The following is a 22,982-nucleotide window of genomic DNA, read 5'->3' on the forward strand; positions in this document are numbered from 1 at the left end:
GAACGCACGGCCGACCGGTTTCACGGCGTACTCACCGTGCGAGCGACTGCCGCACCTCCATCACGCACACCAGTGCCTCGGAGATACCGGACCGGTAGCCGGCGTCCTTCTCGGAGGCGGGAGGCCTCGAATCCAGTTCCGATTCGAGTCGTTCCTGGATCTTGTCCAGGGCATGCAGCGTCCGCTTCATTCCAGTACCGATTTCTCTTTTCTCAGGCCGGCTGTTTCATTGCGCCGGCACGCTCGTCGAGAACGAACACCCGTGCACGCGCCAAGGCGGCACGATATCCGTGCCGCTGTGCGTCGGTGCCCGTTTCCCGACCGGACAATCCACTTATCTTGTCGTACAGCGCTTCGAGCGCTGCGATTTCGAGATCCATGGCCTGCAACCGGATTCAGCTCCGCTTCCGCTTACGAATGAACTCGCCGGCTTCGGCGGCCTTCTGCCGCTTCTCCTGGCGACGTTCCTTCAGGGACTTCGCTGGCTTCTTCGGATTCTTGCCCTTGTCGGCCATTGTCACTCCATCTTCGATGAACAACCACTCGACAGGACCACACCATACGTCATTTCCCGGAAAAAGCCAGTCACTCGAATTATTCTGTGCACCATCCGAACACGGCGCCGAGATATTCTGTATTCCGGTGTCCGGAGTTGATTTCACCGTGCGTCGATCCCTGTCGCGGAGTTCCACGCGGCCGATACCGTCACCGGCGATGCTGTGCAGACGGAAGGATGTCCACAGCCCGGGCAGACGGGGGAGAGCGATGGGCCGGACCGTGATCGCAGGCCGCAGTGCCTCGCGTCGCGAACACCGTGCGTGTCGCGTCGTCCACCGATCGCGGTTCCGCGGTTGTCCGCACTGTCGCTGTTCTCCGTACCGCGACCGCTGATTTCGGGACTGCTGTTCCCGGGACTGCTGTTCTCGAGGCCGGGCCCGCACTCGGGTTCCCGTTCGTCTTCCGGTAGCGCGCGTCGGCGCATTCGCGCGACGTCGCGCCCATCACCTTCGCAAGGAGTTCTCATGACCGTGTCCTCACTCGTGCGCTCTCGAAGATCGCGCGCTCCGATCGTCGTTGCGGCCGCACTGAGCGTCGTGCTCACCGGGTGCGCCGGTGGTTCGACCGGGGGATTGTCCGCCGACGCCGAACTCCCCGAGGAGATTCCACCGGGGACGTCGTTGAGCATCGCGGTCAAGCCCACTCGTATCCAGCTCGAGGCGACCGGCCGTATCGACGAGTTGCCGTTCACGGTGTCGGACTGGCCCGATGTCTCGGCCGGTCCCGACGTCATCCAAGCGTTCCGCGGCGATGCCGTCGACCTCGCGGTCAATGCGGCGATTCCTCCCATCCAGGCCCACGCCACCGGGCTCGACGCCAGGATCGTCGCCGTACGCGAGAAGGATTCGCCGCAGTACTCGCTCGCGACGGCACCCGGTACCGACATCGATTCGCTGGCCGACCTGCGCGGCAGGAAAATCGCGTTGTCGCCGGGGCAGGCTCAGGGTGTCGTCGTGCTCCGGACGCTGAAGTCGGCCGGAATCGGCCTCGACGAGGTGGAATTCGTCGAACTGCCGAGCACACAGTTCCTCACGGCGCTCCAGGCGAAACAGGTCGACGTCGCACCGCTGGCGGAACCGACCCTCACGAAGTACCTGAACCAGTACGAAACCGAGGGTGCGCGAGGGGTGTTCACGCCCGAGGTCGACGCGCTGAGTGTTCTGTGGGCTCCGGTGTCCGTGCTCGAGGACCCCGCGAAGGTCGCAGCGATCAAGGAGTTCATCCCGCTGTGGGCGCAGGGCGACGTCTGGGCATGGGAGAACCGGGACGAGTGGATCCGGAAGTACTACGTCGAGAGCGAGGGGGTCTCGTACGAGGACGGCAGGCGGATCGTCGACACCGTCGGCCAGAAACCGGCATATCCCACCGACTGGGACTCCGCGATCGAATGGACGCAGGAGACCTCGGAACTGCTCGACGAGGCCGGATGGTTCGACGAGTTCGACGTCGAGCAGATCTTCGATCGCAGATTCGAAACGATTGCTGCGGAGTCGGTTCCGCAGAAGTACCGGAAGGGGTCGGATTCGTGACCAGCACACTGACACAACCGGTGGAGGTCGGCGCCTGCCCGCCGGACCCCGTCGATCCGCCACCGACGGAGGGGATCAGGCCGCTCCGGCGGCTCGGCCTCCGCAAGGCCGTCCCGTTCTCGCGCATGACCGGCGTGGTTCTGCTGCTCGCCGTGTGGGCGCTCGGGTCGGGTGCCGGATGGATCGACGACCGCAAGCTCTCCGCTCCCTGGACCGTGGTGACCAGCGCGGTCGAGCTCGTCGCGGAAGGAACTCTGCAATAACACATCCTGGCATCGCTGAGCCGTGCCGTGCTGGGCTTCGTGATCGGATGCGTCATCGGCACCGCGCTCGCACTCGCATCCGGTCTGACCCGCACCGGCGAAGCCCTGATCGACGGCCCTGTGCAGTTCAAGCGTGCGATCCCGACGCTGGGTCTCATCCCGCTGCTGATCCTGTGGCTCGGCATCGGCGAGACCTTCAAGATCACGGTGATCGCACTCGGGACGGTCGTGACCATCTACATCCAGACGCACAACGCCCTCACGGCGCTCGAACAGCGCTACGTCGAACTCGCCGAGGTCCTCGGTCTCACGCGCGCACAGTTCGTGTGGAAGGTGGTGCTGCGAGGAGCGCTGCCCGGATTCTTCCTCGGTCTGCGCCTGGCGGTGACCGGTGCGTGGCTCACCCTGATCGTGGTCGAGAGCATCAACGCTGTGAGCGGCCTGGGCAAGATGATGTTCAACGCCCAGAACTACGGTCAGCCGGACGTCATCCTCGTCGGATTGCTCGTCTACGGCGTCTTCGGTCTGGCATCCGACGCCGGTCTCCGGTTGCTCGAGCGTCGGGCGCTCACCTGGCGGAAGACGCTGGGCGGATGAGCGCCGTACGCATCCGCGGCCTGATCCGCGGCTTCGGCGACCGGAACGTGCTCGACGGACTCGACCTCGAGATCCCCGACGGGCAGTTCGTCGCCCTGCTCGGCAGGAGCGGATCCGGGAAGTCCACTCTGCTGCGCGCACTTGCCGGCCTCGACTACGACGTGGAGATCCGCGGCGGCGCACTCGCGGTACCGGAGAAGGTCTCCGTCGCCTTCCAGGACTCCCGTCTGCTGCCCTGGCTGCGCGTGCTCGACAACGTCACGCTCGGTCTCGACAGGCAGGGCAGGAGCCGGGGATCCGAGATGCTGGCCGAGGTCGGCCTGGCCGGGCGCGAGGACGCCTGGCCGCTCGAACTCTCGGGCGGGGAGCAACAGCGTGTCGCGCTGGCCCGAGCCCTGGTACGGGAGCCGCAGTTGCTGCTCGCCGACGAGCCGTTCGGTGCGCTCGACGCCCTGACCCGCATCAGGATGCACGGACTGCTCGACGACCTCGTCCGCGCGCACCGTCCCACCGTGCTGCTCGTGACCCACGACGTCGACGAGGCGATCGTGCTCGCCGACCGGATCGTCGTGCTGGACGAAGGACGCATCGCCGTCGACCGCCACGTGGATCTCGACAAACCCCGTTCCATCACGGATCCCGGCTTCCGGGACATCCGTGAAGACCTCCTCACCGCCCTCGGTGTCATCACACAACCGTGACGAAAGACCTTTCACGACAGGAGAAGACATGACCGATCGTCGATTGCACCTCAACGCCTTCCTCATGCCCATCGGCCACCACGAAGCGGCGTGGCGTCTGCCGGAGAGCGACCCGAACGCGAATCTCGACATTCAGCACTACATCTCGCTCGCCCGCACCGCCGAGCGTGGCAGGTTCGACTCGGTGTTCCTCGCCGACAGCCCCGTACTGTTCGCGAATCCCGAGCGGCGTCCGAGCGGCAAGCTCGAACCCACGATCATCCTCACCGCGATCGCGACGGCCACCGAGCGGATCGGTCTCATCGGGACCGCGTCGACGACCTACAACGAGCCCTACAACCTCGCGCGGCGATTCGCATCGCTGGACTTCGTCAGCGGGGGACGTGCCGGCTGGAACATCGTCACCACCGCCGGGGACGACGCCGCCCGCAATTTCGGTCTCGACGGCGTGCCGGCGCACAAGAGCCGCTATGCGCGGGCCGCCGAGTTCGTCGAGGTGTCGACCAAGCTGTGGGACAGCTGGGAGGACGACGCGATCGTCGCCGACAAGGAGGCGGCGATCCACGCCGACTCCGCGAAGGTCCACACCTTCGAACACGAGGGAGAGTTCTTCTCGGTGGCCGGGCCGCTCAACGTGCCGCGGTCGCCGCAGGGCTACCCGCTGCTCGTGCAGGCGGGCTCGTCGGAGAACGGCAAGGACTTCGCCGCGCTGTACGCCGAGGCGATCTTCACCGCCCAGCCCACCTTCGAGGAGGGCAAGGCGTTCTACGACGACGTCAAGGACCGCGTGGGCAAGGTCGGCCGCGACCCGCGGCAGGTGCTGATCCTCCCTGGCATCGTGCCCGTCATCGGCGATACGGAGAAGGAAGCGCGTGAACTCGACGCCGAACTGGCCCGGCTGATCTCGCCCGAGTACGCCCGCCGCCAGCTCGCCGAACGGTTCGGGCTGCGGCCGGAGCAGCTTCCGCTCGACGAGCCGCTGCCGGAGAACCTGCCGTCCGAGGACGAGATCGAGGGAGCCAAGAGCCGGTACACGCTCATCGTGCAGCTCGCGCGACGGGAGAACCTCACGGTGCGGCAGCTCATCGAACGCCTCGGCGGCGGTCGCGGCCACCGCACTTTCGCGGGCACGGCCGAGCAGGTGACCGACACGATCGAGCACTGGTTCCACGGCGGCGCGGCCGACGGTTTCAACATCATGCCCGCGGTGCTGCCGTCGGGGCTCGAGAAGTTCGTCGACGGTGTGGTGCCGATCCTGCAGGAGCGCGGTCTGTTCCGCACCGAGTACACCGAATCCACCCTGCGTGGGCACTATGGGCTCCCGCGGCCGGAGAACCAGTTCACCGTCGGCAGGGCGTTCGCGCGGTTCGCGACGCAGCGCTGAGCCTCTCCGCCCACGGGCCGGTGGTGGGCGGTTCCGCGCGATGCCTGATCGACCGCACCCGGGGTCCGTCGTCAGTCGACCAGCGCCACCGACGTGACACGGTGCAGGACGAAGCTGCGCACCGAGCCGGTCGCCGGGTCGAAGGCCTGCACCTGCCCGCCGCCCACCGACACCGGGTCGACGATGCGACGCGTCGCCACCCCCTGCGCGTCGACGTAGCCGAGGGTGACGCTGCGCTTGCCGTGCACAGCCAGTTGCAGCAGCGCGAGTGTCGCCGCACCGCCGGATCGGCTGCCGTCACCACATGCCGAGGCCGTCGGTGTCGCGGCCTCCGCACGGTCGCCGGCGCGCAGCGTGCGCACGAGGGTGTCGAGTTGTTCGTCGCTCGGCGCGGTGGGCCCGGCGTAGCGGGCCCGGGCGCGCGGCATCGCGACGCGGGCACCCCGGGGCCGTAGATCCACGATCGCTCCCGAGGCGTCCTCCCCGGCGGGAGCGAAACCAGCGGTGCGCAGCTCGGTGAGCACCTCGGCGAGAGGCGCCTGCGAGATCGCGACGGTGGGGGCGACCGCGCGCAGGGCGAGCGTCGCGGCGACCGGGGCGGACAGCACCTCGGTGAGCAGAGCCGGATCGTCGGCGCGGACGAAGGACGTCGCGACACCGGCCCGCAGGCGTCCGTGGCGACGCGCGACGTCGTCGATCAGGTAGGTGAGCGACTGCGGCACCGGGGTGCGCGAATGCGTCGCGAACAGGCCGTGCAGGTCGCTCGCGCCGAGCCCGGCGTCGAGCGCGCGCCGGATACTGCTGTCGCCGATCCGGTAGACGGTCGCGGCACCGGCCGATTCGACGTCGGCGACGAGCGCGATCCGCTCGCCGAGTTCGGGGACGAGCGGCCCGGGGGCGACGACCGTGAGGTCGGCCTGGACGAGCACGTAGTCGACGGGCTCGGGGAGCACCGCCGCCATCTCGGCCTCGGCGTCGCCGCCGTGCAGCAACGCCTTGCCCGGCGACGCGAGCATGCCGTGCGCGACGAGACCGAGTGTCGTCGCCTCGCGCACGGTCTCCACGACGCTCGTCGTGTCGAAGCGACCCGCCCAGCGTGGACGACGCCACGCCGCAGCGGCACGCAGGTCGGCGACGTCCGTGCCCGCTGCCGGCACGTCGGAGAGGACGTCGAGCAGCAGCCGTCGGTCGCGGGCGGCGGTGGGGGACTTCACCTCGTCGGACAGTGCGGCGACCGGCTTGTCGTTCTGGTCGCGCCGGCCGATCAGCCAGGGCCGGCGCGGCAGGTCGAGCCAGGCACCGGCGAGCACGGCCCAGCGGTAGGCGGGGGAGGACGCGAGCCACGCGTCGGTGGCGGTGGTCGGGGCCCAGTGATCGTCGTCCCCGGGTGTCGGCGGGTCGGGGAGGCCCCGCGCGATCAGACCGGCACCCGCGAGGACCTCGACGACGAGCGCCGTCTCGTCGTCGTCGAGTCCGACCGCCTTCCCGATGCGATGCAGTTCGCGGACACCGAGCCCACCAGCCTTGAGGACGGGGGCGGGTTGCGCACCGAGGATGTCGAGAACGTCTTCGCAGTGCCGCAGCAGTTCGAGGGCGGCGCCGGCGGCGGTCGCATTGACGTCGGCGGTCGAGCGGGTGGGTTTCGGTGCGCGCGGGGGAGCGAGCGCCGCCGGGTCGAAGGGGGCGTCGTCGCGCAGTGCCTGGCCCACCCGGTGAGGGAGTTCGACGGTCTCGTCGTCGATGCGGAAGAGCAGTCCGGCGGCGAGCAGTTTCTGCACGGGCCGGTCGGCGGGGGTGTCCGCTGCGGCGTCGCGGGTCCGACCGATCGGGGACGTACGCGACAGGGTGTCGAGGATGCTGCGCTGCTCGGGCGGAAGAGCCGCGAGGAGGTCGTCGAGTTCCTGCCGGGACGGTCCGGTGACGTCGCCGGTGCGTCCGACGCGCCACGGAACGGCGTCCACGGCGGCGGCGACGAGACGCAGTTCGTCTGTGGACCCCCACACGAGCAGCAGCGAGCGCAGGGTGGACAGGATCCGGTCGACGTTCCTCGCGCTGATACGGCCGGAGACCTCGTCGAGCACGGCGGCGCGGGAGACGGGGGTGTCCACCCCTCCGAGACGGGCCAGCACCTCGATGATCCCGAAGGCGGCGGTGTCGAGTTCGTCGGCCGCACGGAACACCGAGGCGCGTTGCTGCGCTCGGCTCGCGAGCACGTTCATGCTCGCCGGTGGCGGCACCACGAGATCGGGACGGGCGCGCAGCGTGGCGGCCAGATCCGTGTCGCGTCGACCTGCCAGCCAGCGGGCGAGGGAGTCCGAGGCGGTGTCGGGAGCGGGCGTGGTCGGGGACATCCCCTCCAGATTAGAGTCCTGCGGTAGCAGGCCCCGAACTCACCTGCCAAAATGAGCGCATGGCTACCTCTTCGAAAAAGCATTACGTCGACCACGGATGGCCCGAGCTGGCCGACGGTGAGCACGCTGTCACCGAACTGTCGTCCACGCGTTCCGGTCCGCTCTCCCCGTACGGTGAGGACACCGTGTTCCCGTTGCCGGTCGAGGACCTGCCCTACACGCATCCGAAGACGGTGATCAACCGCTGATCCGATCGCGGATCACCGAACAGGCTCTTCCGTACGACGCCCGGTCCCTTCGTGGGGCCGGGCGTCGTCGTGTGTGAGGGATGAACGAAGGTCGTCCGCATATGCGGAAGGGCCCCGCACCGTGAACGGTGCGGGGCCCTTCCGGGATGTTCGGGGTGTTACTGCGGGAGCACCGCGCGAACGGCGTCCAGGATGTTCGGGTCGAGCTCGACACCGGCCTCCTGGAGTGCGGTGACGCCCTGCTCGAAGCCGGCCAGGATGCCCTGGACCTCGGCGGGGACAGCGGGGGTCTCCGGAAGCTGCGGGACAACGTTCTGGATGGCCGGCGCGGGGGTCTCGGCGGGCGCGCTGGGCGCTGCGTCGACGGAGCGCTGCGTGGGCGCGCTCGACAGTCCGAGGCTCGACGAGCAGGAGGGCCATGCGCCCCAGCCCTGGCCGGCGAGAACACGCTCGGCGACGGCGATCTGCTGCTCGCGGCTGGCCTGGCTGGCCGAGGCGGCGTATTCCTGGCCGCCGTAGGCGTTCCAGGTGCTCGGCGAGAACTGCAGGCCACCGTGGTAGCCGTTGCCGGTGTTGATTCCCCAGTTGCCGCCGGACTCGCACTGTGCGAGGCGGTCCCAGTCGGAGTCGGGGGCGGCAGCGGCCGTGCCGCTGAACGCGACACCCGTGACGCCGAGGACTGCGCCCGTCAGCGCGAACTTCGCGACGGTACGACCGGTATTGGTGGGCTTGCGATGGCGTCCGCTCATGTCGGTTCCGTGTTCCTCTCCGTACGCACCTACGAGGTCAGCTGTCGGGTTCGGGCTGAAGAGGTCGCCCGGCCGTGTCGCTCCGTTGGGAGCGCCTTCGGCTTCACCCCGAGGACCGTCGCGGTTGCGTCGGCCCGGGCCTCCTGGACACCGTCCGGCTGTGGGCCGATCGGTTCCTGGGAGACCGGTGGGTCCCCCGTTTCCTGTCCCCTGTGGATCGTTCGTCGGGACTTCCGGAACCACGGGACAGGAATTTGGCGCGGCGGTTCCGGACCGGTCGAGCCAGGCGGTTCGACCGGACATGACGGTAACGGTTCCGAGGGCGAAGTGTCACCAATTGATAACGCGCCGATTCGCGTGGCGACAGACGTGCGCGGCGCGGACCAGGGGATGAAGTCCCAGGTAGTGGGGTCCGGGTACCCGGAATTCCGTTTCGAGTCCCGCTCGTTATCCGCTCGTTATGTGAGAAAGATCACATGTAACTCGGGCGGGCATCCACAGGAACGATCTCCTTCCCCAGGGGCATCAGGGAGATCGGGATCATCTTCAGGTTCGCGACGGCGAGCGGGATGCCGATGATCGTGACGGCCATGGCGAGCGCGGTGGCGATGTGGCCGAGGGCCAGCCAGATACCGGCCACCAGGATCCAGATGACGTTGCCGATCAGCGACATGGTGCCGGCCGTCGGCTTGTCGACCGTCGTCTTGCCGAACGGCCACAGCGCGTAGATACCGATCCGGAACGACGCGATGCCGAACGGGATGGTGATGATGAGGATGCAGCAGATCAGACCCGCCGCGAAGTAGCCGAGCGCGAGCCACAGCCCGCCGAAGATCAACCAGATGATGTTGAGCAGGATCCTCATGTCCGGTCTCCGTTCCGAGCGCGCCGGCCCGAGCGCAGCGCGAAGGCGATGGCGAGGGCGAAGCCCAACGGCCATGCGAGGGTCAACAGATACAGCACGAGCCCGGGCTTGCCGTCGGTGAGCGCCGGAATGAGGAAGATGGCGACGACCGCCACCACACCGACGACGAAGCAGGCGATCGCGGCCTTCAGGAGGCCGTTACGCGGGGCGGCAGACGAATCCGAAGATGAAGTACCCACGTGACCACGGTAGTCGCCGCAAGGACGGACGGTGACGTCCGGGAGCGGGAAGACGATTCGGGGGCGGACCCACCTCTGCGGGTACACTGACAGGTGTCCACGCGTCCCGCTCGACCGAGTCGGGGCGCGTTGTTTTGCATGTTGAACGGTTGCCCCACTGTGGGGCACAGCTGTCGAGGAGCAGGTGAGCGCGGTGCCGACCGGCAAGGTGAAGTGGTACGACGTCGAGAAGGGCTTCGGCTTCCTGTCCCAGGACGAGGGCGAGGACGTCTACGTCCGCGCCTCGGCGCTCCCGGAGGGAGTGGAAGCGCTCAAGCCCGGCCAGCGTGTCGAGTTCGGTATGGCGGTGGGCCGCCGGGGTCCGCAGGCGCTGAAGGTCGAGCTCCTCGAGCAGCCCACGCTGCGGCAGGGTCGCCGCGAGGCTCCCGCCCAGCAGAAGCGTCGCGCGCCGGACGAGCTGCACGGCATGGTCGAGGACATGATCAAGCTGCTCGAAGCAGCGGTCCAGCCCGATCTGCGGCGCGGGCGTTACCCCGACCGCAAGACCGGGCAGCGCATCTCCGAGGTCATGCGGGCGATCGCGCGCGAGCTCGACCACTAGATGTAATCCTGGGACGAACCACGACGGGCCGTCCTCGCCATGTGCGAGGAGGGCCCGTCGTCGTATGCGGGGCCGAAGCTCAGAACGTCTTGACGGCCCACACGGCGTGCGCGATCGGTTCACCGGCCTCGTCGACCACGGCCGACGGCAGCTGGATCTCCACTCCGAGCAGCTGCAGCTCCGGAGAGCTCTCCACGGTGAGGGTGCGGCGCGCACCGGCCTCGAACATCGCGCCGTCGATGTAGGTCTGCCCGGTCTGCGTGTCGCCGTAGACGGTGAGGATGCGCCACGGCGCGTCGGCGATCTCCGACGGAAGCGACAGCTGCAGCGGGTAACCGGCCGGCACGTCGAGCTGACCGATCGGGTTCTCCACACAGTCCTCGAGATAGAGATTGCAGTGCTGCGCGGGGTCGACCGTCACGGTCTCTCCCCGTGCGTACGCGGTGATCGTGGGGAGCGTGGGCTCGGCCGAATCGACCAGTTTCCACACCGTGGCGGCGACTCCCGCTACCACGACCACCAGGGCCACCAGCAGCAGCGCGAGAGTCTTCTTCGTCCGGGCCTGCAACTCAACTGTTCCAATCTTCGGTGGGGGATCCACCGGCGGGCCTTCGCCCGGCAGCCGTCTCGGTGGAGACGCGTTCGGGTCGACGGCCGCCGAATCCCGGCAACAATGTCCCCCCACGGTATGTCAGCACCGTCTGCGCGAATCCGAGAACCAGCGCTACGGAGACCACAGCGAACCCGAGCCACAGTTCGGTCGGCAACAGCACACCCATCGCTCCGCCGAACACCCAGCTGAGCTGGAGGACCGTCTCGGACCTGCCGAATCCGGACGCGATCGACTCCTCGGGAAGGTCCTGCTGGAGCGATGCATCGAGCGAGACCTTGGCCAGCGCGCTGGCGCACGCCGCCACGAGCGCCGCCAGCGCGGCGGCCAGGACGTTGCCGGTCGCGGCGACGACGGCGGCCACGACGACGACGGCGGCGGTGCACCGCACGACGATGAGAGCGGGCCGTCCGAGCGCGAGTCGCGCTCCGGTCGCATTGCCCGCGAAGTTGCCGACCGCGGCGGCGGCACCGACACCACCGAGCATCGCGGCCTGCATCAGCGGATCCTGTCCGGTGGTGTTCTTCGCGACGAATGCCATGAACAAGGTCAGGAAGCCGGTGAGGATGCGGATCGTGCCGTTGCCCCACAGCCCGGTCACCACCGCCCGTCCCAGCGGCTGCTTCCGTTTCCCGGACTTGGTGACGATCACCTCGGTCACCGTGTCGGCGTTCAGCACCTCGGTGCGCGCGTCGGAGCGGTGGTACGACAGCGTCGCCGGCACCTCGCCCTCGGTGACCTCGACCCAGGCGGGGATGCGCATGCTCAGATAGGCGCCGAATGCGGTGATCCCGGCGCACAGCCACAGCGCGCCCGACGAACCGAACGCCCATGCCGCGGCCGCCGCGATCGCGCCGGCACCGATCGTGCCGCCGACCAGGCCGAAGACCGTCAACCGGGAGTTCACCCGCACCAGATCGATCTCCGGTGGCAGGACTCTGGGTGTCACCGCGGATTTGAGTACCGCGAACGATTTGCTCAGCACCATCATGCCGAGCGCCGCCGGATACAACAGCCAGCTGTCGAAGTTGAACACCAGCACCACCGCGAGCACCGTGCGCAGCGCGAAGGACGTCGCCAGCGCGACGCGACGACCGTGCTGCAACCTGTCGAGCAACGGCCCGATGAGCGGGGCGATGATCGCGAACGGCGCGATCGTGATGAGCAGATACAGCGCGACCTTCGTCCTGTCCTCACCGGTGGCCGCCGAGAAGAACAGGGTGTTCGCGAGCGCGACGGCGATGGCCGCGTCGGAGGCGAAGTTCGCCATCGTCGCGTAGGTGAGCGCGGTCAGCCCCGACTTGTCGGCGCCGTCGGCCGTGGCCGCTCGACGGAAGGTCGCGATGCCCTTCGAGGTGAGTTCGCGGCTGCGCAGGGCCGCGACCCGCGTCACCGTCAGCTTCCGCGGCATGCGCGGAGCGCGCGGTGAGTCGGTCTCGGACGAGGACTCCGCCCGACCGCCGGCCGACGCGCCCGGCGGTCGGCGCGGATGGTCGACGGGATGCAGGGGCGGCAGGGGAGTGCGACGGCCCGAGACGCGGCGCGGAGGCGGATAGTTGCTGTACCCCGGATGCTGCGAACCCGGGACACGGCCGTCCGCTCCCTCGGGGGCGGGTCGCTCGTCCGGTTCGGTCACGTCTTCGATTCTTCCCCACGCGATAGAGGCTGTAACACAAGGGCGGCACGTGGCCCGAGTGACGCGTGTCGCGATCGGTATGCCACCCGGATCACTCCACGAAACGCACTTCGAACAGCGTCGGCCAGTACTTGCCCGTCACCAGGAACCGATCGGTCCCGGGGATGTGTGCGATGCCGTTGAGGACGTCCACATCGGCCCCCTCGGGCAGCCGATCGCGCAGCGGAGCCGCGTCGACCCGGGCCTCCACCCGGCCCGAGGCCGGGTCGATCAGCACGATCTCGTCCGTCTGCCACACGTTCGCCCAGACCCTGCCGTCCTCGGTGCACTCGAGTTCGTTGAGCTTCGACACGGCACGTCCGTCCCGGTGGACGGTGACGCGTCCGACTTCGTCGAAGGTGGCGGGGTCGCGGAAGATCAGCTCGGCCGAGCCGTCGCTCATCACCAGACGGTCGGGTTGCGCGCACAGCCCCCAGCCCTCGCCGTCGTAGTCGACCCGGCGCTTCTCGAGCAGGGTGTCGCGATCGCGGACGACGGCCGTGCCGTCCTTCCAGGTCAGTTGCCACAGCTCGTCGCCGACCACGGTGATGCCCTCACCGAAAAGATCGTCGAGGACGGGTTCGCGGGTGCGCTCGGTCTCGGCGAGGGTGACGGTCCCGCTGTCGAGGTCGACCTCCCGGGCCGACACCCACGAGCGCCCGGCCCGGCCGGTGCCTTCGAGCAGTTCGCCTTCGTCGATCTCGAGGCCCTGGGTGAACGCTTCCGGATCGTGGGGGTGCGTGGCGACGACCTCCACACCGAGTTCGGTGGCGGGTGGACCGGGTTCGGCGACGAGATCGTCGCCGCATCCGGCGGTGGTGACGCAGACGACCGTCGCGACCGCGGCCGAGAGGAGAAGACGGGGCACGCGCCCATCCTGCACCTCGCGCGTGAGCGGTGCCTGTACGACCTTCCGCGACCCGCAGGCGCCGGAGCAGACAGGTCAGGCAGAATGGAGGCCGTGAGTGTTGCCTCTGCTTCCACTTCCCGAGGAACGAACCCCGTGGTCGATCCGGCGGTGCGTTCCGTGCTCGCCGACGCCGTCGACCTCGCTCGGGCCGCACTCGACGAACTCGGGGACGGTGGAGTCGGCGCCTATCTGGGCGTGACGCGCGAGGACGAGTGCTCGGCCACCCATCGTTTCGCCTCGGAGCTGCCGGGCTACCGCGGTTGGCAGTGGGCCGTCGTCGTGGCCGCCGCCCCGGATTCGGATCGCGTGACGGTGAGCGAACTCGTGCTCCTGCCCGGTCCCGACGCGCTCGTCGCACCCGAGTGGGTGCCGTGGAGCGAGCGGATCCGTCCCGGCGATCTGGGTCCCGGCGACCTGCTGGCTCCCGCTCCCGACGATGTGCGGCTGGTTCCCGGCTACATGCAGTCCGGCGATCCCGAGGTCGACGAGACCGCCCTGGAGATCGGGCTGGGCCGCAAGCAGGTCATGAGCCTGGAGGGTCGCCTCGAGGCAGCGCAGCGCTGGTTCGACAGCGACTACGGCCCCGACTCGGAGATGGCGAAGGCCGCTCCGTCCTCGTGCCGCCTGTGCGGTTTCTATCTTCCGCTCGCCGGATCGCTGCGTGCGGCCTTCGGCGTCTGCGGCAACGAGTTCGCCGCCGACGGTCACGTCGTGCACGCCGAGTACGGATGCGGCGCGCATTCCGACACGAGCCTGCCCACCGGTGCCGGTTCGCCGATCTACGAGGCGTTCGACGATTCGGCAGTGGAGGTCGTCGAGCTCGGACCGGCCACCCCTGCGCCTGCGGAGTCGGCGCCCGCGGAGTCCGTGACCACCGAGCCCACGCCTGCAGAGTCCACGGACGAGCCTGCTGTCGAGTCGTCCCCGTCCGAGCCGGAACAGACCGACTGACGTGACCCGGCCGGACCCCGCGGATCCGTTCGGGACCGCGGCGTTACGCGAAGGGATCATCGCGGCCTGGTCGTCGTCGCCCACCCGTCTCCGGGAGGACGCGGCCACCGAGGCCGACCACGTCCGCGCGGGGTACCGCGACCGCGTGCTGACCGAGCTCGCCCAGAACGCCGCCGACGCCGCCGCGCGTGCCGGTGTACCGGGTGAGCTGCTGGTCTGGTTCGCCGACGGCCGTCTCCACGTCGCGAACGTCGGTGAGCCGCTCGACGAGGGCGGTGCCCACGCGCTGACCGCACTGCGCTCGTCGAACAAGACCGGCGCCGGATCCACCGTGGGGCGGTTCGGTGTCGGCTTCACGGCGGTGCTGTCGGTCTCCGACGACATCGAGGTGCGTTCGCGCACCGGTTCGCTCCACTTCTCGGCCGAGCGCACCCGCGCGGTGCTCGCCGAGCGGAACCTGCCCGAGCCGGAGTCCGGTGTCCCGGCGCTGCGCCTCGTGTGGCCGACGGAGACACCGCCGGCGACCGGCAGCGACACCGAGGTCGTGCTGACCCTGCGCCCCGGTGTGGACCCGGTCGCACTGCTCGACGCCTTTCGTTCCGAGGCCCACGACATCCTGCTCGAACTCCCCGGCCTCCACACCCTCGTCGTCACCGACGACGAATTCACCCGTCACCGGCGCGAACTCGACAACGGTCTGTGGGAGGTGCGGATCGGCGATCGCACCTGGTGGGAGTTCACCGGAGCATCGGCGCGATGGCTGGTGCCCGTCGTCGACGGGCGGGTCGACCCGATCCGCAGCGATGTCCTGCGTGCCCCCACCCGCTCCGACGAGGAGCTGTCGCTCCCTGCGATCGTCGTCGCCGACGTCGCCATGCAACCCGATCGGCGGCGCGTGCTTCCCGGCGCCCACGTCGAGAACGTCGCCCGCGGATACGCGCGGTTCGTCGCGGCTCTGCCCGCCGAGCAGCGACTCGACCTCGTGCCCCTGCCGAGTTTCGCGCGCAGCGAGGTCGACGGACGCATCCGCGAAGCGATCCTCGACGAGTTGGCCGCCGGCGCGTGGCTTCCCGCCGCCGACCGCAGCGCCGATCTGGTGCCCGACCGGGCCGTCGCACTTCCCGGGCTCACCGACGAGCTCGCCGACGTCCTCGGCGAGGTCGTCCCGGGGCTCGTGATCCCCGAGCTGTGCGGGCCGCGACATGCGTCCGCGCTGTCCGCCGCCGGCGTGCATCGGCTCGGTCTCGCGCGACTGGCCGAACTGCTCTCCGGGCACGAACGCGAGCCGAAGTGGTGGAACCGCTTGTACGAGGCGCTCACTCCGCTCGTCGTCGACGCGGTCGCGGCCGAGGAACTCGCATCCCTGCCGGTTCCGCTGTCGGACGGACGGACCGTCACCGGCCCGCGCACGGCCGTTCTCGCAACGCAACTGCAGGATCTCGGTCCGCTGTCGATGCCGTGGGTGCGTCTCGTCCATCCCGACGCCGCGCATCCGCTGCTCGCCCGGCTCGGAGCCGGCACCGTGACGGTCGAGGACCTGCTCGCCGACCCGGCGCTCGTCGCGGCCGTCGAGGACACCGATCCCGACGACCTCGACCCGGACGGCGACCTCCCGGCCGGTGAGCTCGCCGACGTCGTGCTGCGATTGGTGCCGCTCGTGTCGCCCGCGGCCGTGCCCCGTGAACTCGGGGCGCTGCTGCTGCCCGACACCCACGGCGATCTCGTCCCAGCCGACGAGCTCCTGCTTCCCGGTGCATCGCTCGCGGAAGTGCTGGTCGAGGACGCGCCCTTCGGCACCGTCGACCCGTCCATCGTCGACCGGTACGGGGCCGAAGCCCTGCGGGCGATCGGTGTGGGCTGGGGTTTCACGGTCCTGCGTGCGGAACTGCCGACCGGACCCGACCACGACCTGCCCGACGAGCACCTGTGGTGGGAGCGGCTCGACGACGATCCCGAGGTGCTCGTCGCCGTGCGCGACCTCGATCTCGTCGACGATCGCCGCTGGTCGCGGGCGTTGACCCTGCTGGCTGCCGAACCCGCGACGGCCGAAGCGATCACCGACCCCGCCGGATACACGGCGTGGTACCTGCGCACCCGCGCGTCGCTCGACGGCCGGCCTTTGGGGCACTACCGGTTCGCCGACGACACCCTCTTCGAAGGGCTGCTCGATCCCTGCACCCATCCCGACGCGTCGGTCTTCCGCAGCGCCCTCGCCGGAACGCGGATCGACGACATCGAACTGGCACAGACACTGCTCGACCGGCTCGCGGACGACAGCAGGTCGCCGGGACCGGCCGCGATCGTCGCCGCGCACGACGCGCTCGCCGCGGCCTTCTCGTCGGGTGGTCTCGACCCCGAGTCGGTGACCCTGCCCGACGGGGTGCGCAGCCTGTCGGGTGTCGTCGTCGACGCAGCCGACGCTCTCGTACCCGACCGTCCGTGGTTCGCGGCCGCGATCCCGCACGACCGCCTCGTCACGGGTGGCCGGAGAACCGCCCACGCGCTCGCGGACGTGCTCGACATCGCCGTGGCGTCCGCGGTGGTCGACGCCGAACCCGTCGAGCAGGGGAGGAGTTCGACGTGGGAGCGCGAACCGGCCGCGGTCCTGGCCGGAATCGTCGCCGGGGTGCCGCTTCCGCGCGGGGTGCTCGCGCTGCACGACCGACTCGTCGTCCGCTGCTCAGGAGCCCTGACCGGTGAGGTCGAGGTCCCGTGGTGGGTCGACGCGGCCGGCACCGTCCACAGCACACCGATCGGCCTGGCCGCGGCACTCACCGCGCTCACGGCTCCGGACGTGAGAACCGAACCGTGACGCTCGATGCCGCGGTGCTCGACTGGATGGTGTCGCTCCGCGAGCCCGGGCTGACCACCGCGGTGACCGCACTCACCCACACGGGCGGGGGAGTCGCGACGAGCCTGATCGCCGCGGTGACGACGCTGCTGCTGGTGCGGGCCGATCGTCTGTCCGACGCCGTCCTCGTCGCCGGAGCGGTCCTCACGGGCTGGCCGGTGATGGTGTTGCTCAAGAATCTGTTCGGCCGCGTCCGGCCACCGGAACCCGAACGGCTCCTGGCCCTGCACACCGAATCGTTCCCGTCCGGACATGCGATGACCAGCGCCGTTCTGGCCACGGTGCTCGTCGCGGTCGTCGTGCGCACGTGGCCGCGGGGCGATCGCCGCCGGACCGCCGCGACGATCGCGCTCGCCGCCTACACCGTCGTGATCGGGCTCTCCCGCGTCTACCTCGCGGCGCACTGGTTCACCGATGTCGTCGCGGGCTGGATCTTCGGGATCACATGGGCCCTGCTGTGGGTGTGGTTGATCACTCGGGTGCGGATCCGTCGCTGACATCGCTGCGGGCGTGTCGCGGACGGCCGTGGACGAGGGTCAGTCCAGCCCCACCTGGGCACCCCGGTCGCCCCGTCGAGCGGCACGACGCTGCAGCAGGAAGAGCGCAGTTCCCAGCAGCCCCACCACGATTCCCGCCACGCAGACCGGGAGCACATCGTCCCGGAGTTCGCCGCCCACCACCGCCACGACGACGGTCGCCACCACCCACAGACCGGTCCCCACGGCGAGCGCGGGGCGAGGGTCGGCGAGGCGTCGGATGCGGGCTGCGACGAGCTGGGCGGGTTCCACGGTTTGCAGATTAGTTCCTTCGCGCTGCAATAATCGGTTCCCGTTGCGACGCCCCGTACTCGACGAGCGGATTTGTGGACATGGCCGTAGGCACCGACTCCAAGCGAACGTCCTTTCTGGACACCTATTTCAAGATCACCGAACGCGGTTCCACCGTGTCCCGGGAGGTGCGTGGCGGCATCGTCACGTTCTTCGCGATGTCGTACATCGTGGTCCTCAACCCGCTGATCCTCGGTAGCTTCTCCGCCGACGACGCGAGCGCGAAGATCGACGTGATGGGCAACATCCTGCCCATCAACCAGGTCGCCGCCGTCACCGCACTGGTCGCCGGCTTCATGAGCATCGTCTTCGGTGTGGTCGCCAACTATCCGTTCGCCATCGCCGCCGGCCTCGGCATCAACAGCCTGCTCGCTGTGACCATCGCGCCGCAGGTCACCTGGCCCGAAGCGATGGGTCTGGTGGTCATCGACGGCATCATCATCGTCGTGCTGGCCCTGACCGGCTTCCGCACCGCGGTCTTCAACGCGATCCCGGCAGAACTCAAGGCCGCCATCGCCGCCGGTATCGGCGCTTTCATCGCCATGATCGGCCTCGTCGACGCCGGCTTCGTCCGTCGCATCCCCGACGCCGCCGGCACCACCGTGCCCGTCGGACTGGGCATCGACGGCTCCATCGCGTCGTGGCCGACCTTCGTCTTCGTCGTCGGTGTGCTGCTCATGGGTGTGCTCGTCGCACGCAAGGTGCGCGGCGGCCTGTTGATCGGCATCGTCGCCACGACGATCCTGTCGATGATCATCGAGGCCATCGCCGACGTCGGCCCGTCGCTGGGCACCAACCCCAAGGGCTGGAACCTCAGCACCCCCGAGGCCCCCGACTCCTTCTTCGGCATCCCGAACCTGAGCCTCGTCGGCAACGTCGACCTGTTCGGCGCGTTCACCCGCATCGGCGTGATCGCCGCGACCCTGCTCGTGTTCACGCTCGTCCTCGCGAACTTCTTCGACGCCATGGGCACCATGACCGGCCTCGGCAAGGAAGCCGGCCTGGCCGACAAGAACGGCACCCTCCCCGGCATCGGCAAGGCCCTCGTCGTCGAGGGCACCGGCGCCATCGTCGGTGGTGGCGCTTCCGCCTCGTCCAACACGGTGTTCGTCGAATCGGCCTCGGGTATCGCGGAAGGAGCCCGCACCGGCCTGGCCAACGTGGTCACCGGCGTGATGTTCCTGCTCGCGATGTTCCTGACCCCGCTGTACGAGGTGGTCCCCATCGAGGCGGCCTCCCCGGCACTCGTGGTGGTCGGTGCCCTGATGATCGGTCAGGTTCGCGACATCGACTTCTCGGTGTTCGCCGTGGCGCTGCCGGCCTTCCTGACCATCATGGTCATGCCGTTCACCTACTCGATCGCCAACGGCATCGGCGTCGGCTTCATCACCTGGGTGATCCTGCACGCCGCGAGCGGCAAGATCCGGACCATCCATCCGCTGATGTGGATCGTCGCAGTGCTGTTCGCCCTGTACTTCTCGGTCGATCCGCTCACGGAACTGCTCACCTAGACGGCCGGCGCGTGTTTCGGGCGATGTGACGTATTCTGCACGCCATGATCTCGGATACACGCGCACTCGCCGGTGACCTCTCACTCGCCGTTGTGCGTCTGACGCGTCATTTGCGGGGGAGACGCAGCGATTCCCGAGTTTCCCTGACCCAGATCTCGGCGATGGCCACCCTCGCGCAGGAGGGTGCGATGACCCCGGGGGCACTGGCAGCGCGTGAACGCGTCCAACCACCCTCGATGACCAGGGTCATCGCCTCTCTGCACGAACTCGGTCTCGTCGAGCGGACACCGCACCCGACGGACGGACGACAGATCATCGTGACGCTGTCCGAAGCCGGGAGCGAGCTGCTCGCCGACGAGGCGCAGGCACGCGAAGTGTGGCTGACCGAACGGCTCGACAAGCTCGATCCGGACTCGCTCGCCACGCTGCGCGACGCCGTCGGAATCCTCACGGCGCTCGTCGCGGAAGACGACTGACCGCACCGCGGTCGATGACGACTGACCGCGCTGCACTGCGGTCGATGACGACTGACCGCGCTGCACCGCGGTCGCGACGACCGACCCGGTGCGGGAGGGTGCGGGGCCGCTGGGAGAATGACCCGGTGGTTCACGTCATCGACATCGACGATCCTTCCGACCCCCGGGTGGACGACTTCCGCGATCTCAACTCCGCGGACCGTCGGCCCGACCTTCCCGGTGGCAAGGGCCTGGTGATCGCGGAGGGTGTGTTGGTGGTCCAGCGCATGCTCGACTCCCGGTTCGCTGCGACGAGCCTGCTCGGGGTGGGTCGGCGGCTGGACGAACTCGCCGACGACCTGCGCGACGTCGATGTGCCGTTCTACCGCACCGATGCGGCGACCATGGCGGAGGTCGTCGGCTTCCACCTCAACCGCGGGGTGCTCGCCGTCGCGCACCGGCCCGAACCGCTGTCGCTCGACGACGTCCTCGACAAGGCGACCACGGTCGCGGTGCTCGAAGGGGTCAACGACCACGAGAACATCGGCTCGATGTTCCGCAACGCCGCCGGGCTCGGTGTCGACGGTGTGCTCTTCGGGAAGGGATGCGCCGACCCTCTGTACCGGCGTGCGGTGCGCGTGTCGATGGGGCACGTCCTCCGTGTCCCCTTCGCGCACGTCGACCGGTGGCCGTACGACCTGGATCTGTTGCGCAGCAGAGGATTCCAGCTGATCTCGCTGACCCCGGACCCGCGGGCGATCCCGCTCGCCGAAGCAATGACGGGGGAGAAGGTCGCACTGTTGCTCGGCGCCGAGGGACCGGGCCTGACCGAGCATGCGATGCGGGCGACCGACGTCCGTGCCCGGATTCCCATGGCTCCCGGCACGGATTCGCTGAACGTGGCCACCGCTGCGGCGATGGCGTTCTACGAGCGGGTGCGGCTCCCGCGATGAGCCAGGCTCGCGGCCCCGCGCCCACCCCCTGGGCGACGGGGCTCACGCTGACGGCATTCTCCTTCGTCGCCACCGTCATCACCGTCGTCGCCTGCGGGCAGGTGCTCGGCCGGATCCATCCGGCCCTCGCCGTCGTCGTCAATGTCGTGACGGTCGCGGGAGTCGCGCCGACCGTGTGGTCGTGGCTTCGGGTGCAGGTACTGCGCTGGCTCGCCGCCGGTTTCGTGGCCGGTGTGCCGTTCGGCTGGCTTGCGCTGATCGTGTCCTGACCGTCCCTCCGGAGAGCTCCTTCATGGGAGCCATTCCGCAGAACGCCTCCGAAGCGCACACTCGGAAATGTCGGGTGGGCCGGAAGGAGCATCATGTCCCACGGTGCGCATGTCGAGCGGGAGCACATGTCGATCGGTCAAGGTCTGGCGGCCGGAATGTCGGTGGGAGCTGCGATCATCCTGACCTTGATCGGCGCGCTGCAGATCCTCCAGGGGATCGCTGCTGTCGCCGACGACGAGTTGCTCGTCGCCGGGCCGGAATACATGTTCGCGTTCGACCTCACGACCTGGGGGTGGATCCACATGGTCGTGGGTGTCGCGATGGCGGTGGTGGGAATCGCGTTGATCGCCGGTGCGACCTGGGCGCGGGTGGTGGCAATCGTCATCGCCGCACTGTCGATCGTGGTGAATTTCCTGTGGCTTCCGAACTATCCGGGTTGGGCGATCCTGATCATCGCGCTCGACGTGATGGTGATCTGGGCGATCTCGGCCTGGAATCCCCGAGCGACCTACTCCTGAATCCCCGCTGTGCGCCGGGGCCGAGTGATCAGCAGAAACAGGTGCCCTTCACCCGTGATGGGCGTATGGTTTATGCGTCCCTCCGGAGGGGAGGGACGGAGGTCGTCATGGCTGGTGAACAGGCCCGCCGGCGCCGGAATCGGACAGATGCCACGATCCGATCCGGTGTCGACGAGCGGATGGAGCCGTGACTGGTGGTGGTGCCGGAAACGGCACGCCGCAAGGGGAAACAGGATACGAGATCTTCAATTTCCGGGCGGCTTCACGGGCATCGTCCCGGCCGCCGAATCGGCCGAGGAGGTTCGGCTATGGATTCCTTCTGGGACTACGTGTGGTACACAGTCGTCGTATTCGCATTCGTGGCATACCTGATCGTCCTGTTCCAAATCATCGTCGATCTCTTCCGTGACCACTCGGTCTCCGGCTGGGTGAAGGCCGTGTGGGTCATCGGACTGGTGATCCTCCCGTACCTCACGGCACTGGTCTACCTGATCGCTCGTGGCCGCGGCATGGCGCTGCGGGCACAACAGGCCCAGGCCGAGGCGAAGCAAGCCACCGACGATTACATCCGAACCGTGGCGGTCGGGAAATCCCCGGCTCAGCAGATCGCCGACGCCAAGGCCCTGCTCGACTCCGGGGCGATCACGTCCGCGGAGTTCGAACACCTCAAGGCACAGGCACTCGGCACCGTCGCGCCCGGACGTGACGGCGTGCCCATCGCGTGAACGATCTTGCGGGGAGGGCATCCGAGGCCGGTGCCCTCCCGGGGTCGGCTCCTGCGTTCGACGCATCGCATCGCGTCGAGTAGCCGGCGATTGAAAGTGCAAGGGTGGCGGCGTAACCCGGTGGCACCCTTGTTCCTCCGAATCGGGTCGCGGCCGTTCCTCGCGAGGACCGGCGCACGACCGATGTCTCCTTCGTACACGAGAGGATCGTCATGTCTCATGACGTACGTCCCGACAGGGACGGGATGAGTGTGAAACAGGGCATCGCCGCAGGCACCTCGATCGGGGCCGCGATCATCCTGGCAACGGTCGGCGTCGTCCAGCTCCTCCAGGGCATCGCGGCGGTGGCCGAGGACGAAGTCTTCGTGCGGGGCGTGGAATACACGTTCAAGTTCGACTTCACCACGTGGGGATGGATCCACATCGTCCTCGGTGTCGTGATGCTGGTCGCCGGTCTCGCGTTGATGAGCGGCGCCACCTGGGCCCGTGTCACGGCGATCGTCCTCGCTGCGTTGTCGATCATCGCGAACTTCCTGTGGTTGCCGTACTACCCGTGGTGGTCGATCCTGATCATCGCGCTGGATGCGGTCGTGATCTGGGCGATCTCGACCTGGCAGCCGCGCGCCGACTACTACTGACGC

At 68.8% G+C, this 22,982-nt stretch carries 27 protein-coding genes and 1 riboswitch; of the genes, 17 read left to right on the forward strand and 10 right to left on the reverse strand.

Annotated features, from left to right (window positions below):
• Positions 1-31: 31 nt before the first annotated feature.
• On the reverse strand, positions 32-190 hold the full coding sequence (locus ACNJ7K_RS00145; protein WP_016691299.1) for a hypothetical protein: 159 nt from the start codon (positions 188-190) through the stop codon (positions 32-34).
• A gap of 22 nt (positions 191-212) precedes the next feature.
• Positions 213-380 carry a hypothetical protein gene (locus tag ACNJ7K_RS00150; protein WP_019289942.1) on the reverse strand — a complete coding sequence of 56 codons (168 nt, stop codon included), beginning with the start codon at positions 378-380 and terminating at the stop codon, positions 213-215.
• A gap of 642 nt (positions 381-1,022) precedes the next feature.
• Between ACNJ7K_RS00150 and ACNJ7K_RS00155 the strand changes: the two genes are divergently transcribed.
• Genes ACNJ7K_RS00155 through ACNJ7K_RS00175 form a run of 5 tightly spaced genes read left to right on the forward strand, consistent with a single transcriptional unit; the run spans position 1,023 to position 5,032 of the window.
• Positions 1,023-2,087 (forward strand): ABC transporter substrate-binding protein, encoded by a 1,065-nt coding sequence (locus tag ACNJ7K_RS00155; protein WP_085469251.1) that lies wholly within the window; start codon positions 1,023-1,025, stop codon positions 2,085-2,087.
• Positions 2,084-2,350, forward strand: a complete 267-nt coding sequence (locus tag ACNJ7K_RS00160) for a hypothetical protein (RefSeq protein WP_487040955.1) — start codon at positions 2,084-2,086, stop codon at positions 2,348-2,350. Before ACNJ7K_RS00155 ends, ACNJ7K_RS00160 begins: the two co-directional genes overlap by 4 nt.
• Positions 2,351-2,377: 27 nt before the next feature.
• Positions 2,378-2,947 carry an ABC transporter permease gene (locus ACNJ7K_RS00165; protein WP_487040956.1) on the forward strand — a complete coding sequence of 190 codons (570 nt, stop codon included), beginning with the start codon at positions 2,378-2,380 and terminating at the stop codon, positions 2,945-2,947.
• The gene (locus tag ACNJ7K_RS00170) at positions 2,923-3,648 is read left to right on the forward strand and encodes an ABC transporter ATP-binding protein (RefSeq protein ID WP_085469337.1); all 726 of its coding nucleotides are present in this window, start codon (positions 2,923-2,925) and stop codon (positions 3,646-3,648) included. Before ACNJ7K_RS00165 ends, ACNJ7K_RS00170 begins: the two co-directional genes overlap by 25 nt.
• Positions 3,649-3,676: 28 nt before the next feature.
• A complete protein-coding gene (locus tag ACNJ7K_RS00175) occupies positions 3,677-5,032 on the forward strand; it encodes an LLM class flavin-dependent oxidoreductase (RefSeq protein ID WP_487040957.1) in 1,356 nt (451 codons plus the stop codon).
• Positions 5,033-5,103: 71 nt separating this feature from the next.
• Here the strand turns inward: ACNJ7K_RS00175 and ACNJ7K_RS00180 are convergent, their stop codons facing one another.
• Positions 5,104-7,383, reverse strand: coding sequence for a helicase-associated domain-containing protein (locus tag ACNJ7K_RS00180; RefSeq protein WP_487040958.1), 2,280 nt, complete (start codon positions 7,381-7,383; stop codon positions 5,104-5,106).
• Between the two features lie 59 nt (positions 7,384-7,442).
• Here ACNJ7K_RS00180 and ACNJ7K_RS00185 point away from each other — a divergent pair, with 59 nt between their 5' ends.
• On the forward strand, positions 7,443-7,631 hold the full coding sequence (locus tag ACNJ7K_RS00185; RefSeq protein WP_006551681.1) for a hypothetical protein: 189 nt from the start codon (positions 7,443-7,445) through the stop codon (positions 7,629-7,631).
• 158 nt (positions 7,632-7,789) lie between these two features.
• On the opposite strand, the gene ACNJ7K_RS00190 is transcribed toward ACNJ7K_RS00185, so the two are convergent.
• The 3 genes from ACNJ7K_RS00190 to ACNJ7K_RS00200 form a co-directional block, all read right to left on the reverse strand.
• Positions 7,790-8,380 carry a resuscitation-promoting factor Rpf1 domain-containing protein gene (locus ACNJ7K_RS00190; RefSeq protein ID WP_120281540.1) on the reverse strand — a complete coding sequence of 197 codons (591 nt, stop codon included), beginning with the start codon at positions 8,378-8,380 and terminating at the stop codon, positions 7,790-7,792.
• 10 nt (positions 8,381-8,390) lie between these two features.
• Positions 8,391-8,565, reverse strand: a riboswitch (cyclic di-AMP (ydaO/yuaA leader).
• Positions 8,566-8,852: 287 nt separating this feature from the next.
• Positions 8,853-9,245 carry a YccF domain-containing protein gene (locus ACNJ7K_RS00195; protein ID WP_024103083.1) on the reverse strand — a complete coding sequence of 131 codons (393 nt, stop codon included), beginning with the start codon at positions 9,243-9,245 and terminating at the stop codon, positions 8,853-8,855.
• Positions 9,242-9,484, reverse strand: a complete 243-nt coding sequence (locus tag ACNJ7K_RS00200; RefSeq protein WP_051032935.1) for a hypothetical protein — start codon at positions 9,482-9,484, stop codon at positions 9,242-9,244. Before ACNJ7K_RS00200 ends, ACNJ7K_RS00195 begins: the two co-directional genes overlap by 4 nt.
• Before the next feature lie 193 nt (positions 9,485-9,677).
• Here ACNJ7K_RS00200 and ACNJ7K_RS00205 point away from each other — a divergent pair, with 193 nt between their 5' ends.
• Positions 9,678-10,085, forward strand: coding sequence for a cold-shock protein (locus ACNJ7K_RS00205; protein ID WP_006551677.1), 408 nt, complete (start codon positions 9,678-9,680; stop codon positions 10,083-10,085).
• Between the two features lie 79 nt (positions 10,086-10,164).
• Here the strand turns inward: ACNJ7K_RS00205 and ACNJ7K_RS00210 are convergent, their stop codons facing one another.
• The 3 genes from ACNJ7K_RS00210 to ACNJ7K_RS00220 form a co-directional block, all read right to left on the reverse strand.
• The gene (locus ACNJ7K_RS00210) at positions 10,165-10,653 is read right to left on the reverse strand and encodes a DUF2771 domain-containing protein (protein WP_088897816.1); all 489 of its coding nucleotides are present in this window, start codon (positions 10,651-10,653) and stop codon (positions 10,165-10,167) included.
• A gap of 1 nt (position 10,654) precedes the next feature.
• Positions 10,655-12,331 (reverse strand): MFS transporter, encoded by a 1,677-nt coding sequence (locus ACNJ7K_RS00215; protein WP_487040959.1) that lies wholly within the window; start codon positions 12,329-12,331, stop codon positions 10,655-10,657.
• 91 nt (positions 12,332-12,422) lie between these two features.
• Complete coding sequence (locus ACNJ7K_RS00220; protein ID WP_120283968.1) at positions 12,423-13,238, reverse strand: glutaminyl-peptide cyclotransferase; 816 nt, start codon at positions 13,236-13,238, stop codon at positions 12,423-12,425.
• 84 nt (positions 13,239-13,322) lie between these two features.
• On the opposite strand from ACNJ7K_RS00220, the gene ACNJ7K_RS00225 reads away from it, so the two are divergent.
• Genes ACNJ7K_RS00225 through ACNJ7K_RS00235 form a run of 3 tightly spaced genes read left to right on the forward strand, consistent with a single transcriptional unit; the run spans position 13,323 to position 17,579 of the window.
• Positions 13,323-14,231, forward strand: a complete 909-nt coding sequence (locus ACNJ7K_RS00225) for a DUF3027 domain-containing protein (protein ID WP_487040960.1) — start codon at positions 13,323-13,325, stop codon at positions 14,229-14,231.
• Between the two features lies 1 nt (position 14,232).
• A complete protein-coding gene (locus ACNJ7K_RS00230) occupies positions 14,233-17,043 on the forward strand; it encodes a sacsin N-terminal ATP-binding-like domain-containing protein (protein ID WP_487040961.1) in 2,811 nt (936 codons plus the stop codon).
• On the forward strand, positions 17,040-17,579 hold the full coding sequence (locus ACNJ7K_RS00235) for a phosphatase PAP2 family protein (RefSeq protein WP_258259677.1): 540 nt from the start codon (positions 17,040-17,042) through the stop codon (positions 17,577-17,579). Before ACNJ7K_RS00230 ends, ACNJ7K_RS00235 begins: the two co-directional genes overlap by 4 nt.
• A gap of 39 nt (positions 17,580-17,618) precedes the next feature.
• On the opposite strand, the gene ACNJ7K_RS00240 is transcribed toward ACNJ7K_RS00235, so the two are convergent.
• Entirely contained in the window at positions 17,619-17,870 is a 252-nt protein-coding gene (locus ACNJ7K_RS00240) for a DUF2530 domain-containing protein (protein ID WP_016691319.1), read from the reverse strand.
• Between the two features lie 80 nt (positions 17,871-17,950).
• Between ACNJ7K_RS00240 and ACNJ7K_RS00245 the strand changes: the two genes are divergently transcribed.
• The 7 genes from ACNJ7K_RS00245 (at position 17,951) to ACNJ7K_RS00275 (ending at position 22,979) form a co-directional block, all read left to right on the forward strand.
• Positions 17,951-19,420, forward strand: coding sequence for an NCS2 family permease (locus ACNJ7K_RS00245; RefSeq protein ID WP_159416596.1), 1,470 nt, complete (start codon positions 17,951-17,953; stop codon positions 19,418-19,420).
• A gap of 44 nt (positions 19,421-19,464) precedes the next feature.
• Positions 19,465-19,896, forward strand: a complete 432-nt coding sequence (locus ACNJ7K_RS00250; RefSeq protein ID WP_026060965.1) for an Rv0880 family HTH-type transcriptional regulator — start codon at positions 19,465-19,467, stop codon at positions 19,894-19,896.
• A 125-nt stretch (positions 19,897-20,021) separates the two neighbouring features.
• Positions 20,022-20,828 carry a TrmH family RNA methyltransferase gene (locus tag ACNJ7K_RS00255; protein WP_120281549.1) on the forward strand — a complete coding sequence of 269 codons (807 nt, stop codon included), beginning with the start codon at positions 20,022-20,024 and terminating at the stop codon, positions 20,826-20,828.
• Positions 20,825-21,097: a DUF2537 domain-containing protein gene (locus ACNJ7K_RS00260; protein WP_487040962.1), complete on the forward strand. Its 273-nt coding sequence runs from the start codon at positions 20,825-20,827 to the stop codon at positions 21,095-21,097. The genes ACNJ7K_RS00255 and ACNJ7K_RS00260 overlap by 4 nt, the downstream gene beginning before the upstream one ends.
• Positions 21,098-21,190: 93 nt before the next feature.
• The gene (locus ACNJ7K_RS00265; RefSeq protein ID WP_230788035.1) at positions 21,191-21,616 is read left to right on the forward strand and encodes a DUF7144 family membrane protein; all 426 of its coding nucleotides are present in this window, start codon (positions 21,191-21,193) and stop codon (positions 21,614-21,616) included.
• A 308-nt stretch (positions 21,617-21,924) separates the two neighbouring features.
• A complete protein-coding gene (locus tag ACNJ7K_RS00270) occupies positions 21,925-22,341 on the forward strand; it encodes an SHOCT domain-containing protein (RefSeq protein WP_159416592.1) in 417 nt (138 codons plus the stop codon).
• A 212-nt stretch (positions 22,342-22,553) separates the two neighbouring features.
• A complete protein-coding gene (locus tag ACNJ7K_RS00275; protein ID WP_268655213.1) occupies positions 22,554-22,979 on the forward strand; it encodes a DUF7144 family membrane protein in 426 nt (141 codons plus the stop codon).
• The last annotated feature ends 3 nt before the right edge of the window (positions 22,980-22,982 follow it).

Source organism: Rhodococcus shunpengi, assembly GCF_048381395.1.
In the GTDB taxonomy this organism is placed as follows: Bacteria; Actinomycetota; Actinomycetes; order Mycobacteriales; family Mycobacteriaceae; genus Rhodococcus.